Source organism: Leptolyngbya sp. GB1-A1 (assembly GCF_039962475.1).
Taxonomy (GTDB): domain Bacteria; phylum Cyanobacteriota; class Cyanobacteriia; order Elainellales; family Elainellaceae; genus Leptolyngbya_A.
Genome location: NZ_JAMPLI010000032.1, coordinates 37986 through 53936 on the forward strand (window position 1 = coordinate 37986; position 15951 = coordinate 53936).

14 protein-coding genes are annotated in these 15951 nt (G+C 52.9%); 8 read left to right on the forward strand and 6 right to left on the reverse strand.

The genetic code is table 11. The annotated features are described in order from the left end of the window. The first annotated feature begins 179 nt into the window (after positions 1–179). From NDI45_RS22315 to NDI45_RS22325, 3 genes are all read left to right on the forward strand, one after another. Positions 180–743 carry an Lrp/AsnC family transcriptional regulator gene (locus tag NDI45_RS22315; protein WP_242067329.1) on the forward strand — a complete coding sequence of 188 codons (564 nt, stop codon included), beginning with the start codon at positions 180–182 and terminating at the stop codon, positions 741–743. Next, positions 743–1453 (forward strand): LysE family transporter, encoded by a 711-nt coding sequence (locus NDI45_RS22320; RefSeq protein WP_348248821.1) that lies wholly within the window; start codon positions 743–745, stop codon positions 1451–1453. The genes NDI45_RS22315 and NDI45_RS22320 overlap by 1 nt, the downstream gene beginning before the upstream one ends. Positions 1454–1640: 187 nt before the next feature. Next, positions 1641–2945: a M23 family metallopeptidase gene (locus tag NDI45_RS22325; RefSeq protein WP_242067330.1), complete on the forward strand. Its 1305-nt coding sequence runs from the start codon at positions 1641–1643 to the stop codon at positions 2943–2945. A 12-nt stretch (positions 2946–2957) separates the two neighbouring features. On the opposite strand, the gene NDI45_RS22330 is transcribed toward NDI45_RS22325, so the two are convergent. Next, positions 2958–4949, reverse strand: coding sequence for a sensor histidine kinase (locus tag NDI45_RS22330; RefSeq protein ID WP_348248806.1), 1992 nt, complete (start codon positions 4947–4949; stop codon positions 2958–2960). Between the two features lie 214 nt (positions 4950–5163). On the opposite strand from NDI45_RS22330, the gene NDI45_RS22335 reads away from it, so the two are divergent. Next, positions 5164–5295: a hypothetical protein gene (locus NDI45_RS22335; RefSeq protein WP_277879076.1), complete on the forward strand. Its 132-nt coding sequence runs from the start codon at positions 5164–5166 to the stop codon at positions 5293–5295. Here the strand turns inward: NDI45_RS22335 and NDI45_RS22340 are convergent. Further along, entirely contained in the window at positions 5268–5747 is a 480-nt protein-coding gene (locus NDI45_RS22340; protein WP_348248808.1) for a hypothetical protein, read from the reverse strand. The genes NDI45_RS22335 and NDI45_RS22340 overlap by 28 nt on opposite strands. 175 nt (positions 5748–5922) lie before the next feature. Here NDI45_RS22340 and NDI45_RS22345 point away from each other — a divergent pair, with 175 nt between their 5' ends. Together NDI45_RS22345 and NDI45_RS22350 are read left to right on the forward strand one after the other, a co-directional pair. Then, a complete protein-coding gene (locus NDI45_RS22345) occupies positions 5923–6642 on the forward strand; it encodes a RibD family protein (RefSeq protein ID WP_190791118.1) in 720 nt (239 codons plus the stop codon). Between the two features lie 81 nt (positions 6643–6723). Next, positions 6724–7929, forward strand: coding sequence for a GNAT family N-acetyltransferase (locus tag NDI45_RS22350; RefSeq protein WP_348248810.1), 1206 nt, complete (start codon positions 6724–6726; stop codon positions 7927–7929). Here NDI45_RS22350 and NDI45_RS22355 read toward each other — a convergent pair. Both NDI45_RS22355 and NDI45_RS22360 read right to left on the reverse strand, forming a co-directional pair. Next, a complete protein-coding gene (locus tag NDI45_RS22355; RefSeq protein ID WP_348248812.1) occupies positions 7926–9410 on the reverse strand; it encodes a pitrilysin family protein in 1485 nt (494 codons plus the stop codon). The genes NDI45_RS22350 and NDI45_RS22355 overlap by 4 nt on opposite strands. Before the next feature lie 94 nt (positions 9411–9504). Beyond that, on the reverse strand, positions 9505–10989 hold the full coding sequence (locus NDI45_RS22360; RefSeq protein WP_348248823.1) for a pitrilysin family protein: 1485 nt from the start codon (positions 10987–10989) through the stop codon (positions 9505–9507). Positions 10990–11368: 379 nt separating this feature from the next. On the opposite strand from NDI45_RS22360, the gene NDI45_RS22365 reads away from it, so the two are divergent. Next, positions 11369–12787: a DUF3084 domain-containing protein gene (locus NDI45_RS22365; protein WP_348248814.1), complete on the forward strand. Its 1419-nt coding sequence runs from the start codon at positions 11369–11371 to the stop codon at positions 12785–12787. A 93-nt stretch (positions 12788–12880) separates the two neighbouring features. Continuing rightward, positions 12881–13315 (forward strand): pre-16S rRNA-processing nuclease YqgF, encoded by a 435-nt coding sequence (locus NDI45_RS22370; RefSeq protein ID WP_348248816.1) that lies wholly within the window; start codon positions 12881–12883, stop codon positions 13313–13315. A gap of 83 nt (positions 13316–13398) precedes the next feature. On the opposite strand, the gene gatB is transcribed toward NDI45_RS22370, so the two are convergent. Beyond that, entirely contained in the window at positions 13399–14883 is a 1485-nt protein-coding gene (gatB, locus tag NDI45_RS22375) for an Asp-tRNA(Asn)/Glu-tRNA(Gln) amidotransferase subunit GatB (RefSeq protein WP_348248818.1), read from the reverse strand. Positions 14884–15684: 801 nt separating this feature from the next. After that, positions 15685–15951, reverse strand: a 267-nt coding sequence (locus tag NDI45_RS22380; RefSeq protein WP_348247740.1) for a transposase, incomplete at its 5' end; no start/stop codon positions are given.

Sequence of the window (15951 nt, forward strand, 5' to 3'; positions counted from 1 at the left end):
CCTTCATCCGAGTGGGGATCTGCTTCTGCTTAGATGGATTGATCTGAGTTGAGAGCATTTTGATCCCCGTATCTCACAAGGCACAACGCTTCCCCTATCGAGCGATAGACTTAAGAATCTAAAAAAAGCTAAAGCGACTTGAATTCTTTAGAAAAGAAAGTGATATTAGTATTCAGCTTTTGAATCTTAATTTTATGGAGCTAAATGAGACAGACTTTAAAATTCTCCAGCAGATGATGGTTCAGGGACGCATGACCTGGGCAGAGCTGGCAAATGGGCTGGAACTTTCCGCCCCTGCGGCTGCCGATCGCGTCCGCCGACTTGAAGACAAAGGCGTGATCCAGGGATACACTGCCCGGGTTAATCCAGAGACGATCGGCTGTCATCTTACAGCGTTTGTTGCGGTCACGCTGGAACATCCCCGCTATCGAGAAGGCTTTGTGCAAACCGTGCAGCAGCTTGCCGCCATCCAGGAATGCCATCACGTCACCGGAGACGATGACTATCTGCTCAAAATTCGCTGCCGCCATACGAAAGACCTGGAACACCTGCTCAGTGAACAACTTAAGGCACTTCCCGGCATTCTCCGCACCCGCACCACGATCGTCCTTTCCACCGTTAAGGAAACATCCGATTTGCCCCTCTGGAACGATAAGACCGACAAGACTGATAAGACCGACAAGACTGATAAAACCGATAAGAAAAGACCGATCGAGAGGAGAAATAAAGAGGAGAACCCATGATCCACTCTAATTTTCTGCTGCGCGGATTACTGATTGGTTTTTCGATCGCTGCCCCGGTTGGACCAATCGGCATTCTTAGTATTCGGCGTACCCTCGCCGACGGCTTACTGATCGGCTTGCTCACCGGACTGGGCGCAGCCACCGCCGACGCGATCTATGGCAGCATCGCCGGATTTGGACTCACGGCAGTGTCGAATCTGCTGATTCAGCAAGCTTTCTGGCTGCGGCTGTTGGGCGGTCTGTTTCTTTGCTATCTGGGCATTAGGATTTTTCTCAACAAACCCAGCGACGAAGCTGCGAATGTTCCGATAAAGGGTCAGCCGCCAGGCGATCGCCTCAAAAGAGAAGCTGCTTTGCATCGGCAAATTCGTCGTCATCAGGCGAAAGCTTTGGCTGGGGCTTATTTTTCGACTGTGTTTCTGACGCTGACCAATCCAGCGACAATTCTCTCCTTCGTGGCAGTTTTTGCGGGGCTAGGATTAGCCAACAGCCAGAATAGTTACCCTCAAGCGACGGTACTAGTGTTGGGTGTGTTTATCGGTTCTGCACTGTGGTGGCTATTGCTCTGCGGCAGTGTGAGTTGGTTTCGTGCCCGTTTCAGTGCGGATGCCAAGCAGGTTCCTCGCGTGAGCAATTGGCTACGCTGGCTCAACCGCATTTCCGGTCTGGTGCTGCTTACCTTTGGCATCATTGCTCTGAGTTTAAGGTAGCAGTATGAAGCCGTTCCCCTGGCTAGGGAAAATGGGTGGGAGAGGTGGAAGAGATTGATTGATGAGCCAGTGCTTCACTGGAAGAGGCATAATGGCAAGGTTCATTTCTGCCGATCGCCTTTAAGGGGGGGTGAGGAGGATAAAAGCTCCTGAACATTCCCCCTAAATTCCCTAACGTTGGGGGACTTTGAACGGGAGCGGAGTCGGCACGGTTCTCCCCAAAATTGGCTTACCAGGGAGACGGTATTGGAAGCAGGATGCCTACCTGAAAAACATGGTTAAACGCGCTTATCAAAGGCTACTGGCCGGGGTGCTGCTGCTGGGGCTGAGTGGTTTGCTTGGTCTGGGCTGGAGTCTACCTGCGGTTTCGCTGTCCAAGCTATCCTCACATTTCTTTTCTTCCACGCCCCAAACACCCTACCTGGCACAGGTAACTAACTCTGTCGAAGAGCTTCAGCGACAGCAGCAGCGCAAAGAAGAAGAGCGATCGCGCTTGCAACGGCAGCAGGATCAGCTTGAGGGACTGGAACGATCGGCACAAAAGCGGCTCGGCGGAATTCAGCAAGGCATTCGCGCCACGGCTGCCCAAATTGCCCAAAACCAGGCAAAACTCAAAGCGGCAAACCAAGAGCTTGTGAAGCTTGAGGCACAGCTTGCCAAAGCCGAAAAAAGCTATCAGGGCAAACAGTCTGCGACGGTGGCACGGCTCAAGTTTTTGCAGCGTCAGCAGGGAAGTCGGGGCTGGGCACTGCTGCTCGAAAGCGAAAACCTGAACGAATTTCTCGATCGCCGCCATCAGCTCCGGCGGGTGTATGAAGCCGATCGCACAGCACTGGCTCAGCTGCAAACAGCAGCAGTGGCGATCGAGCGACAGCGGCGACAGGTGGAAGGACAAAAAAACGAAGTTGCGCTGCTCACTCAGGAGCTTCAGGCGCAAAAAGTTGAATATCAGGCGCAGGCACAATCTCAGCAGGAACTCATCAACCGTCTGCGCCAAGATCGAGCTGCGCTAGAAGCCGCTGAAGAACAGCTCGCCAGGGATTCACGCAATTTGGCTGTCCTAATTCAGCGACTGGCTGGCAATCGATCGCGCATCGCAGTTCGGGGTACAGGGCAGATGGCATATCCCAGCATCGGCGAAATGACGAGCAGCTTTGGCTACCGGATGCACCCCATTCTGGGCTATAACCGCTTTCATGCAGGCGTCGATTTTGGAGCCGACACGGGCAGCCCAATTTTTGCCGCAGATTCCGGCGTGGTGATTTTTGCCGGATGGTATGGCGGCTACGGTCAATCCATCATTATCGACCACGGCAACAACCTCACCACCCTCTACGCGCACTCCAGCGAACTCTACGTCTCGGAGGGACAGTCCGTTCAGCAGGGACAGGCGATCGCAGCGATCGGCACAACTGGGCTCTCCACCGGACCCCACCTTCATTTCGAAGTGCGCCTAAATGGAGAACCCGTTGACCCAATGAGTTACCTTTAGCCGTTGATTCTCTTAACCGCCGATCATCGATCGCTCAACTGCTGTACTCGGACTGGTTACCTGAGCAGCAAGACCTTGAGCCGGCTGAGGGGCGATCGGCATCGCAATCTTAACCGTCGTCCCCTGTCCTAAGCCTGCGCTATGCAGCGTGATCTGCCCGCTCATCATTTCAACCAGATTGCGGGAAATTGCTAGACCCAAGCCTGTGCCTTCAAATTTGCGTGTGGTTGAGCCATCGACCATCACAAACGGACGGAACAGCTTTTGCTGCTGCGAAGGGTCAATCCCAATTCCGGTGTCTTGAATTGCGATTACAACCCACGGCTGGCTTGCCGTTTCACTATCGCGATGCCCGTTTTGCTGAGCATAATAGGTGGGCAGTTCGGCAGCAGGCTGGATGCGGGTGTCGATCGTGATTCCGCCCTGATCGGTGAACTTGGTGGCGTTGTAGATCACGTTGAGCAGCACTTGCTTGAGGCGATCGGGATCAGCCTGCACCCAGATCGGCTCAGAAAGATCGGTGACGGTGAGGGTCAAGCCTTTTTGCTGAATTGGTACAGCTTGCAAGTTCATCGCCTCGCGAATAATCTGCCGCAAATCGACTGTTTTGATCGACAAAGGCAGTTTTTCTTCTTCAATGCGCTGGATGTCGAGCAGGTCGTTAATGATTTTCAGCAGGTGAATCGCTGCTTTGTCTGCCTGCTCCAGAAATTCCTCTTCTTCTTCTCTGGTATCGCAGCAGCCGTCCTTCACTAATCGAATACAGCCGATGATGGCGTTCAGGGGCGTTCGCAGCTCGTGGGACGTATTTGCCAGAAACTCGCTCTTGAGCTGATTCGCAGCTTCTGCTTCCTGCCAGGCAGATTCTAGCTCTTTTGCCCGTTCCTCCAGCCTGCCCACCATGTTGTCTAGCACTTCTGCTAGGTGGTTGAGTTCGCGAATTCGGAAGTTTTTAGGCGCACGTTCTAGCTTGTCGCGCTTGTGAATCCGCATGGCGTACTTGCCCAACTGCTCGATCGGCAAAGCGAGATCTCGCGCCATATAAAGCATTGCCAGTAGATGCGCCGCCAGCAAGCCCACTGTGAGGATCAGCAGAATTTGGGTAATCTTCTCAAGTCCTTGAAGCGCGCTGTCCATTCGCGTTACCGCCAGGATTGCCCAGGTCGAGGACTGGTTGTTGCTCAGCTTGAGCGTTATCGGACTAAAGCCTGCGATCCATTCGTGCGAATCCCCTGCTAAGCCATACAGGTGTCTGGCTCCGGTCATTTCGCGCTGAAATACGTTCGTCAGGATGTCTTCTAGCCGATCTTTGTCTGGCTCCTGGGCAATCGTTGTTCCCACTCTGCTTGCGATCGGATGCGCCAAGACCATGCCATCCCCATTGAGCAGGACAGTGTAACCCTGCAATAGCCATGGATTAACATCTTCGGTTTGCTGAAGCGAGACCTGCGCGGAAAGGGTGTACTTGAGCTGTCCTGCCGGGCTGTAGACAGGTGTGCCCATGACCAGATTAATCAGGCTCATCATGCCGTCCTGCTGGGGCGGGTTCAGGCGATTGGGGACGATCGAAAAGGGGGAAAACTGGTTGGCTTCAGCGGGGCTACGCTTGGGGCTCCAGTTTTTCGACGGTACAAAATCCAGAACCCGGTTGCCACAGGTGCTTGCTACCAAAACCTGAGTTGAAAAATCTCGGAGCTGAAGGCAGCGAACGCTAGGCAACTGGCTTTGAACCTGCGTCAAAAAGGGCTGCACGGTGGTCGGCGAACCCGACTTTAAAATTGCAGTCTGACTCGTGACCGAGAGGGTCGTTTGGAGCGATTGAATCGACGATTGCAGCGTGTCGGCTTTGCGAATGGCACTCTGTTCCAGGTTTAACCGGGCGGTGTGTAGCAGGCTCGTGCGAGCATTGCGAAATGTGACTGCCATCCCCAGAAACAGAATTGGGATGCTGAGCAGGAGAATCCGCAGCAGGAGTATTCGGCGGAAGGAAGACTGACCAAGCATAGTCGTAACCGCTGTTTGAGTGCTAAAACGACTCCGCAATCACATGCAGAACTCCATCGTAATGTATCCACATTAATACTCAATGGATCACGACGGCTTGGCATCCACAGGCAAACGGAATAATTTCAAATTCTCCTCACACAAAGCCTTTTTTTAAAAAGACCGTGAACCAACTGGCTTAATCGTAATATCAAACTTTTGCGATCGAGGTGCAGTGGCGAACATTCTTTACTCAGAAGTTAAACCTCGCTTCAGTAGCGATCCCGCAGCAGGGAGGTTTGAAAAGACACAGGCACTCGACGCACTTCAAACGACTGCTCAGTGGCGATCGCGGCTCAAGTCATAAATTGCCTTCTCGTAGTGCCATTGGTTAGGCTTGTCGGGAAACTTGGCTTGATAGCTGGCAATCAGCCGGATAGCTGCCTTTTGATCCCCGCCCAGCAGTTTAACCAGTTTGCCGTGCAGGGGATGGGCTAGATGAAATCGACCGGGAGTATTTCGTTTGATGCTGCGATTTTGAGGGCTGGAGCGGGTAGGGCTGGAGCGGATAGGGGTAGAGCGGATAGAGGAATGCTGACGGCGAGGCGATGATTTCTGATCCTGAAGCTCCCGTACCAGAAGGTAAACTCCGCAGCCGATCACGCCGCATAAGATCAACAAAAACAGCGATTGCGCGTTTTGAAGCAAAAATCCAACGATGCCCTGCATAATGCCGCCCCGAATCCTGCTGTCTTGGGAATGACTTGAACGATCGCCCTTGACAATACTTCTCAGACGATACTGTTCAATACTGCTCAAGGGTTCCCCTGTGGCAATGGTTCCTTTAGACTCCTGACAAAACCTGATTAAAGCTTCACTGATGCGATCGATTGTGGGGCTTCACGGGGCTGGAAATCTGGTACAAATCGCCTGCCGGATGCCGCACAATTCCGTATAAATTCTGTTGTTCAATCGTTTTTCCGGATGGCTCCTGATGACTTCTGCGTTTGCTTCCTCCCGCCTGCCCTATACAATCGTCGTGCTTGCCATGAGTGCAGACGGTAAAATTGCGGATCGCGATCGATCGGCTGCCCGATTCGGCTCGGCTCAGGACAAGGCTCATCTAGAAGCCAGACTTGCAGAAGTCGATGCAGCTCTGTTTGGCGCAGGGACACTGCGGGCGTATGGCACAACGCTGCTGATCAAAAATCCGGCTTTGCTGGCTCAGCGGCAGCAACAGCACAAACCGCCCCAGCCCTTTCACATCGTTTGTTCTGCCTCGGGCGAGTTCAATCCTCAACTTCCCTTTTTCAAGCAGGGAGTTCCGCGCTGGCTACTGACAACCGAATCAGGTGCAAAATGCTGGCAGTCCTGCAAAGGGACTGAGGGCACTGAGTTCGATCGCATTCTGCCCTTTCCTGAGCCGTTTGACTGGAATACTGTCCTTCAACAGTTCAACGAACTGGGTCTAAATAAACTGCTGGTGATGGGCGGCGGCGAACTGGTGGCTTCTCTGCTGGCAGCCGATCGCGTCCATGAACTCTGGCTGACCGTTTGCCCGTTGCTGCTTGGCGGCACAATTGCTCCAACCCCAGTCGAAGGAAGCGGCTTTCCAGCAAATCTCGCGCCCCGGCTAGAACTGCTCTCGGCAGAGGCGATCGATCAAGAGGTGTTCCTGCACTACCGCGTCCAGCAAAAGACTCATCTAAACTAATGTAAAGAACGCTCCTCCCTCACTCCCTCATTCCCCCATCTCCTTACCCCTTACTCCTCCCACCCCTCCATCCTTTTCCTCATGTTTGAAAAACTCCAGCCTCGCTACGCCGTCCAGTGGATTCACAAAATCGAGGAAATTCCCCAAGCAGAATGGGATGCGATCGCTGTGCCACTCAAAACGCCTTTTCTGGAGTGGACGTGGCTGCACAACATGGAAACATCGGGCAGCGTCGGTGCGAACTCGGGCTGGCTGCCGACTCACCTCACGGTCTGGCGCGATCGATCCCTTGTGGCGGCGGCTCCGCTCTATCTTAAGAGCCACAGCTATGGTGAGTTTGTGTTTGACCATCAGTGGGCAGATCTGGCGGCGCGAATCGGGGTTGCCTACTATCCCAAAATGTTGGGGATGTCGCCCTTTACGCCTGCCGAAGGCTATCGCTTTCTGATTGCGCCCGGTGAGGACGAAGATGAATTAACCGAGCTGATGGTCAACGCGATCGATCATTTCTGTATGCGGCACAAGATTTCTGGCTGCAATTTTCTCTACGTTGATCCCGAATGGCGATCGACCATGGAGCGACACGGCTTTTTTACCTGGCTGCACCACAGCTATATTTGGCAAAATCAGAACTTTCAAAGCTTTGAGGATTATCTGGGCGCGTTTAATGCCAACCAGCGGCGCAATATCAAGCGCGAACGAAAAGCAGTTTCCCAGGCCGGTCTACGGCTTCAGCCGCTTACTGGGGAAGAGATTAGCCGATCGCTCCTGTCGCATGTGTACCACTTCTACGCCGATACCTGTGACAAGTTCGGCTGGTGGGGCAGCAAATATCTGACGCGCCGCTTTTTTGAGCAGCTTTATCCCGACTATCTCGATCGTGTGGTGCTGTTTGGTGTGTATTCCACCGAAGAAAACCAGCACCCCATCGGGATGTCCTTCTGTTTAACCAAGGGCGATCGGCTCTATGGACGCTACTGGGGCGCAACGCAGGAGTTTGATAATCTGCACTTTGACACCTGCTACTACACACCGATCGAGTGGGGCATTGCCAACGGCATTCAGCTTTTTGATCCGGGCGCAGGCGGACGACACAAAAAACGGCGCGGCTTCGCGGCAACCCCTAACTATTCACTCCACCGTCTCTATCAGCCCCGGCTGAGCCAAATCCTGCATACCTATATTGATGAAATCAACGAAATGGAGCAGCAGGAAATGGACGCAATCAACCAGGAGTTGCCGTTTAAGCAGACCAATCCGTTAGAGAAAGTTGGGGACGATTGCTAAAACTTCGCCCCTAGAGCCGCCGGAATCGTGATGTCGATCGGGGTGACCTGACCGTTGGGGGCGATCGAGCGGAGCGGTGGCGTAAAGTCCTTGGCGTTGCCAACCACCAGCGTTACGAGCTTGTCAGGCTGAAGGTGGGTTTGAGCGGCTCGCTGAATGTCTGCGGCAGTGGTCGCTTCGACCTGCTTTTGATATTGAAAGATAAAGTCCTGCGGATAGCCGTAGTAGTCATAGCGCATGACCCGCGACAGGGTGGCAAAAGGAGTAGAGAAGCGGAAGATAAAGGCATTCAGCACTGAGTCCTTAGCTCGACTCAGTTCGGCTTCGGTGACGGGACGGGTGCGGATTTTCTCAATTTGCTCCAGCGTGGATTGAATAAAGGGAACGGTGGCATCCGATCGCGTTTGTCCGCCTGCTGTAAACGTGCCCGGATAATCAAAGGTGGGTGACCAGAAAGCGTAGACGCTGTAGGCGAGTCCCTGCCGCGATCGCACTTCGTTCACCAAGCGTCCGCCAAAGGAACTGAGAACTTCATTCATCACGGTGAGCGGCGCGTAGTCCGGGTCGTTTAGCTTGCCGCCCAGATGTCCCATCAGAACTGAGCTCTGGGTGAGCTGGGGTTGATCAACCAGAAATACGCCGCCCTGCTTTGCCTGGGTTGCTTGAGGCGGATCGATTTTATCTGCTCCGACGGGTTGCCAGTCACCCAGCTTTGCTTCGATCAGCGATCGCATTTTTGCCGAGTCGAAGTCGCCGATAATGCCGAGCAGCATCTTATTCGGGTGGAAATACTGCTGATAGAACTGCTGCACATCCTGCCGCGAGATATTGTCCAGCGTGGCGTATTCAACAGTACGAGCATAGGGACTGTCTGCTCCGTAGAGCAGCTTGCTAAACTCGCGCTGGGCGATCGAGTCTGGATCGTCATTGCGGCGAGCGATCGAACCACGAATCTGCGTTTTCACCAGATCGATCTTGTCCTGAGGCAAGGCAGGCTGGCGTAGCACTTCTGCAAACAAGCCAAACACTTCTTCCAGATCTTCACTCAGGGCACTAAAGCCTGCACTGCCTGCGGTGGTATCGATGCCCGTTTCGATCGAGGCTGCCCGCTGCTCTAGCAACTGATTTAACATGTCGGGCGGGTGAGCTGCTGTGCCGCCGCTGCGAATCACTGCTCCGGTAATACCTGCCAAACCTACCTTGTCCGCAGGTTCTAGCCGATCGCCTGTGTAGATTGTTGCCGTGCCGCCGACCAGAGGCAGTTCGTGGTCTTCGAGCAGGTAAACCCGGAGTCCGTTGGGTAGCTCAAAGCGGCTATATTCGGGCAGGGTGATCTCGGGTGCAGCAGGCAGTTCCAAGTCACTGTAGTGGCGGGGCGTGACTGCCAGAGCCGGGGCACGTCCGAATCCCAGGATTACAGTGAGCAGGACGGCGATCGAAGTCAGGCTGTAACGCAGCCAGGGGCGAAGCGAAAATTTCATGAGCGGTGAGAAATAGAAGGGCTATGAGAAGAAGGAATGGAATGGCTATCTTGGCTCTGAATTTTGTAAAACAAGATATTTGTACAACATCCTCTTAGCGTCCAGGCAGAACCGGAGCATCCGTCGAGAGCAGTTTGCCGATCGTTTGCTTTTCAGGTCTAAAGGTTGCCTGTGCTACACGCTGAATGTCGGCTGGAGTAACTGCCTCGATCGCTGGAATCAACTCAAATAAGTTGCGCCAGGAGCCTGTTTTGGCTTCGTACTCAGCCAGCAAACTTGCCATGCCCTCATTCGAGGCAAGGGTTTGCAGTAGTCCGGCACGGGACTGGGTTTTGACGCGATCGAGTTCTTCGGCGGTGACAGGCTCCGTTTTGAGGCGATTGAATTCAGCATCAAAAACTGCCGCAATTTCTTCAACGGTATGTCCCGGCCCGGTGAGCGCATAGATCAGCATTAGATTTGAGTAGCGATCGCCCGGAAAACTATTGGAAATGCTATAGTCCAGTGCCAACTGGTTGTTCAGCACTAGCGATTGATAAAGCCGAGCCGTTCGCCCGTCGCCCAAAATGCTGCTGATCACTTGATAAACCACCTCATCCGGGTCAGTAATCGCAGGACGCTGATAGCCCTCCATATACCAGGGTTGGGTCGGCAGTTGCAGCAAGACTTCTTTGGGCTGCGTTTGCTTGGGCAGGGTTGCCTGCACATCTGGCGCACTCGATCGCACCTTGTAGCGTCCAAAGTATGCTTGTGCCAGTTCTTTCACGCGATCGGGGTCAACGTCGCCCACCACCGTCGCAATCATGTTATCCGGCGTGTAGTAAGTATCAAAAAACTGAATAATGTCCTGGCGCGTCAAGCCGCGAATATCTGCCTCGGAGCCTATCACCGGACGACCGTAGGGATGCCCCGGCAGCGCGGTTTCGAGGAATTGCTCGATCATTTTGCCGATCGGCGAATTGTCGGTTCGCATCCGGCGTTCTTCCAGGATCACGTCCTTTTCTTCGTAGAATTCGCGAAAGACCGGATCGAGAAATCGCTCAGACTCCAGCGACATCCACAGTTCTAGCTTGTTTGCCGGGAAGCTGTAAAAATACATCGTGGCATCCGCAGAAGTTGCCGCATTCAGCCCCACGCCGCCTGCCTGTTCCACGATTTGCCCGTATTCATTTTGCCTGACAAAGGCTGTCGCTTCCTGACGCACCTGAATAAATTCCTGCTGAAGCCGATTTGCCTGTTCGGTGCGGTTTGCTGCCTTGGCTGCCTCAATCTGTTCAAATAGCCGATCGAGTCGATCGAGCAACGGCTTCTCCGCCCGATAGTTTGTCGTGCCAATTCGATTGGTTCCCTTAAAGGCTAAATGCTCCAGAAAATGCGCTGCCCCCGTTTTGCCTTCTTCCTCATAGGCAGCCCCGATCGTGACATAGGTTTCAAATGCAACCACGGGAGCCTGATGCCGCTCCATTACTATAAATTTCATGCCGTTATCGAGCGTGAATTCCATGATTTGGTTTTTGACGCGATCAATATAAGGCTGAATATTGGTCGAAGAAGCGGTTTGCGCCAGTGCGACAGGCATAAACTGGCTCCAAACCAGACTGAACACCGTTAACCCCATCACCAGCAGGCGTAACCCAGGATGCCTAATGCGAGCAATGCGTTTAGGGTTCAGGCAGGAAAAGAGCGGGGTGAACCGATCGAAAAAAGGCATGAATCAATGTCAAGAAACGCTAGTAAACCAGCATAAGAAGTTTTCTAGGGCTTTGTGGAGCAGCCAGCCGAAAAGAAAATTAAACTTTGCGCTGTCCAACGTTTTTGAATCCAGACTTTGATCCAAACTTTTCTGAGACCAACTTTCAGCAAAAAGCCACTCCTCAATGGCAGTGACCTCAGCCCCAAGCTGATACCTCAGCCCCAAATTACAGTAGGCTGGATTGGAACGTGCCTTCAATGAAACGATGACCACAGGGTGGGTCCTAATCTTTGCCGTATTGCTTCTGGGCGGGGTGATTGCCACGGTGGGCGATCGTCTGGGAATGCGCGTAGGCAAAGCGCGTCTGAGCCTATTCAAACTACGACCCCGGCAGACCGCCACCCTGATCACAATTTTGACTGGAGGACTTATTTCCGCTTCAACCCTGGCAGTCCTGCTTGCGGTCAGCGATCAGCTCCGAACGGGGCTATTTGAGCTGCAAAACATTCAGGATGATCTGGAAACCACGCGCCAGGATCTCGAAGATGCCACCACTGAAAAAGAAGAAGTCGAAGATCGGCTACAGGAGGCTCGTCAGCAGCGACGGGGTGCCCAGCGACAGCTAGAGCAAATTAACCGATCGCTGCAAACCTCTCAGGAACGGCAGCGACAAACCCAGGGGCAGCTAGAGCAAACCCAGTCCCGGCTTCAGCAGATTCAGTCCCGATTTGAGCAGGCGCAAACTCTGCTAAGTTCTGTCTCGCGCCAAGCCGCTGTGCTTCAAGACGAAATTGAGCAGCTTCAGTCCGATCGTCAAGAATTGACTCAGCGAATCGGGCAGGCAGAGAACCAAGTTGCCCAGCGCAACCAGCAAATTGCTGCCCGTGATCAGGAAATTGCTTCCCGGCAGTCCCAACTCGAAGCACTAGAGCAGCAGCGCACCCTTCTGGCTCAGGATGTGGAAATTCTGCGGCAGGAATACGAAGGGCTGCGATCGGGCAATGTTGCCGTATTTCGGAACCAGCCTTTGGCATTGGGCGTGCTGCGCGTGGTCAATCCTGATGCGGCTCCTGAAGCCGTTGATCAGCTTTTGCGTCAGGCAAATCGTTCTGCTTTGCAAAGAGTGTTTCCAGGCGGCACAAATCGCAATCAGCAAGTGATTCAGATTACCAATGTCGAAGTCGAACAGCTTGCAAACCAGATCAAAGACGGGCGCGATTACCTGGTGCGAATTCTCTCGCAGGGAAACTATGTGTTGGGTGAACCCTGTGTGCTGGCAGGCGAACCTTGCGTCAAAGTCTATGCCACCGCGTTTTTGAATGAGCGCGTCTTTAGCCAAAACGAAATCATTGCCTCTGCCACCATCAATCCGCCCCTGCTCCAAGACAACAGCGACTTGTTAGAGGAACTCAATCTGTTGCTGTCTGCCGTTGTGTTTCGCGCTGGGCGAGCAGGCATTCCGACCGAAACCCTAACCCTGGCAAACAATGATCCAGAAGCCGTTCGCTCTTTTCTGGGTCGGGTGAAAACGCTTGAGCAGCCGATCGACATTCAAGTCATTGCCCCCACCAATATCAGCACCGTTGGCCCGCTGCAAATCGAGCTACAGGCAGTTCAAAATGGGCAACCCCTGTTTAGTACCCTGCAAATGCCTGCGATCGATCCACCGTCCGAAGCTCCATAAGAATCGCGTCCTTTGCCTCTTTCCTTCGCTGGGTCGATCGTCTAAAGTCTAGAAACTAATCTGTTTTTCCCGTCGTTTTCTGCTGCCGCATCCATGCAAGTTCCCTCTGCGCCTGCTCAGCCTGTGATTCTAGGCTTCGATCCCGGACGGCAAAAATGTGGTGTGGCTATTGTTGGAGTCGATCGCACCCTGTTTTTTCACCAAGTCATCGCTGCCGAAGCCGCAATTCAGACGATCGAACAACTTCGGCAGCGGTTTCCCATCACAACTCTGGTCATGGGCAATCAAACCAGCGCGAAGGAATGGAAGCAGAAGCTCAGCGAGCAGCTCACCGATCCGCCCCGCATTGTCCTGATCAACGAACGCTACAGCACCCTGGAAGCCCGCGATCGCTACTGGCAAATGTTCCCCCCCCGCGGATTGACGCGCCTCTTGCCCCGGGGACTCCGCACTCCGCCGCGAGCGATCGACGATATTGTAGCGATTCTGCTAATCGAGCGATATCTGGAGCAGTTGAGCAGTGGTTAGAGCAGGAGCCGGGTCACTAAAACAGGTCATCAAAACGGTGATGATTGTGCCCCGAATCTCCTTTATTCGCTCGAATAAATCGCCTAACCGTTCAGCTTTTGCTGAAGCAGTTGATTGGTCACTTTCGGATCAGCCTTGCCGCCCGTTGCCTTCATGACCTGACCGACAAAGAAGCCGAGCATATTCTTCTTGCCGCCCCGATATTTCTCTAGCTCGTCGGGAAACTTTGCCAGGACTTGATCGATCGCCGCTTCGATCACCTTCGGGTCAGACACCTGCACCAGTCCTTTCTTTTCGACCAATGCCTTTGCCGAGCCGCCTTCCTTCAACAATTCCGGCAGGATTTCCTTGGCAGCAGAGTTGCTGATCGTGTTGGACTCAATCAGCTGAATCATTTCTGCCAGGGTTTCAGGCTTCAGGGCAATCTCGTTCACGCTCAGCTTCTCTTTGTTGAGATAGCCGCTAATGTCACCCATGATCCAGTTTGCCGCAGGCTTCGCGCTTGCTCCTGTCGCCAGCGCAGACTCAAAGTAGGCAGCGATCGTCCCATCCTCAGTCAGCACTTTGGCATCGTAGGGGGACAGTCCCAGCTCAGTCTCATAGCGGTGACGCTTTTGAGCAGGCAGTTCGGGCAGTTCATCTTTCCAGGCATTGCGCTGGTCTGCACTGACTTCGATCGGCGCTAAGTCTGGTTCGGGGAAATAGCGGTAGTCGCTCGAGCCTTCTTTGACCCGCATACTAATGGTGCGCTGTGCCCCTTCTTCCCAGAGGCGAGTTTCCTGCACAATGCGTTCGCCGGATTCGATCGCTTCGATTTGCCGCTCAATTTCGTATTCGATCGCCTTTTGAATTGCACTGAAGGAGTTCATGTTTTTGATTTCGACCTTCGTGCCAAATTTTTCTGTGCCGACCGGACGTACGGAAATATTCACGTCGCAGCGCAGCGATCCTTCCTGCATATTGCCGTCGCTCACGCCCAGATAGCGCACAATTCGCCGCAGTTCTTGAGCATATTCTGCTGCTTCCTGACCCGATCGAATGTCTGGTTCTGACACGATCTCAACCAGGGGTACGCCCGTGCGGTTGTAGTCTACGAGGGAATACTTCGAGCCTGAGAGCCGCTCGCTGCCTGCGTGAACTAACTTTCCAGCATCTTCTTCCATATGCAGACGCGTAATGCCAATCTTCTTGCGCGTCGGGTTGCCTGCTTTGTCCAGCACTTCGATTTCCAGCCAGCCATGTTCGGCGATCGGCAGGTCATACTGCGAAATCTGATAGTTTTTGGGCAGGTCAGGGTAGAAATACTGCTTGCGATCGAATTTGCTGTAGTCGGCAATCTGGCAGTTCAACGCCAAACCCGTTTTCACGGCATACTCCAGCACCCGCTGATTCAGCACGGGCAGCACACCCGGCATTCCCATGCAGATCGGGCAAACGTTGGTATTGGGTGGCGTACCAAACTCGGTGGAACAGTTACAGAAAACCTTGGTATCAGTCCTGAGCTGGCAGTGAGTTTCCAGACCAATAATCGCTTCGTACTGAGTTTTGGCGGGGGTGGCGGTTGTCATAGACGCAGTGCTTTGAGTGTCTAGAATCCAATGTCTAGGTGACTACGGCTCCATTTTAGCCTAGATGCTGCCAGCGATCGGACTTCAGAGAGTACGGCTTTCCTCTAGGTGATCGATGATCCTTGGGTTAGCGGTAGAAACCTACTTGTTTCCAGCCAGCCGCTTAACTTGATAGTAAAAGGTGATCGGTTTCTTCGCTTAGAACCCATTTGAAAAGTGATACTCATGCTCCGAACCGCCCCTCGCCCCCAATTCTAGGGAGAACCAAGCCAATGATCCCAACGTTCAAAGTCGTAGGATGTGTTAGCGCAGCGTAACGTATGAGTTTCAGGATACAGAGCCACGCCTCCGACATCCACACAAACCCACGCTTTGAATGGCTCCATAGAAAACACTGTTTATTGCAATAACAATGCTGAAATATACTATTACTGAAATTGAGCTCCAAAGATAAAGATAGTCGAGCAATCACGATAATTCCTAAGTACGTAGGAATACAGGCTAAACCCGCTAAAACAGGAATAAACGTCCACCACCAAACTGAGTGAAGCGATTGACGCAAAAAGAGCCACTGACATAGCCCAACTAGAATATTACTCAACAGAACTAAAGCTAGAATCGTTAGCCCAAGCAGATGAATTAATCCACTTCCAAAATCATAATTAAGCGCGGCTGCCAGAAGACTTCTGAAGGATTGAGGATCGATTTTTGTGATGAGGGCAAACAGCAATATGTTTGAAGAGATTGCGTAGCCAATGCTGGTTAAAACAATCCAAAATAAACTAGACCTCAAGTATAGCGCTACGCAATCACGTTAGGGCAGTTTTTGAAAGCAGCGTCGACACAATCAAAGGTTTCAAACTCATCCCATCGCTGTCGCATCCAGTTCTTCAGGACAAACCACCAATGCTCAATCTTGTTCAAGTCTGGAGAATAGGGCGGCAGGTACCAAATCTCACATCCTGCGTGAGTGACGATCTCCTCAATCGCTTGACGATGATGAAAACTAGCGTTGTCAATGACGATGACATCTCCTGGCTGCAATTGCGGCACTAAGCATTGCTCCAA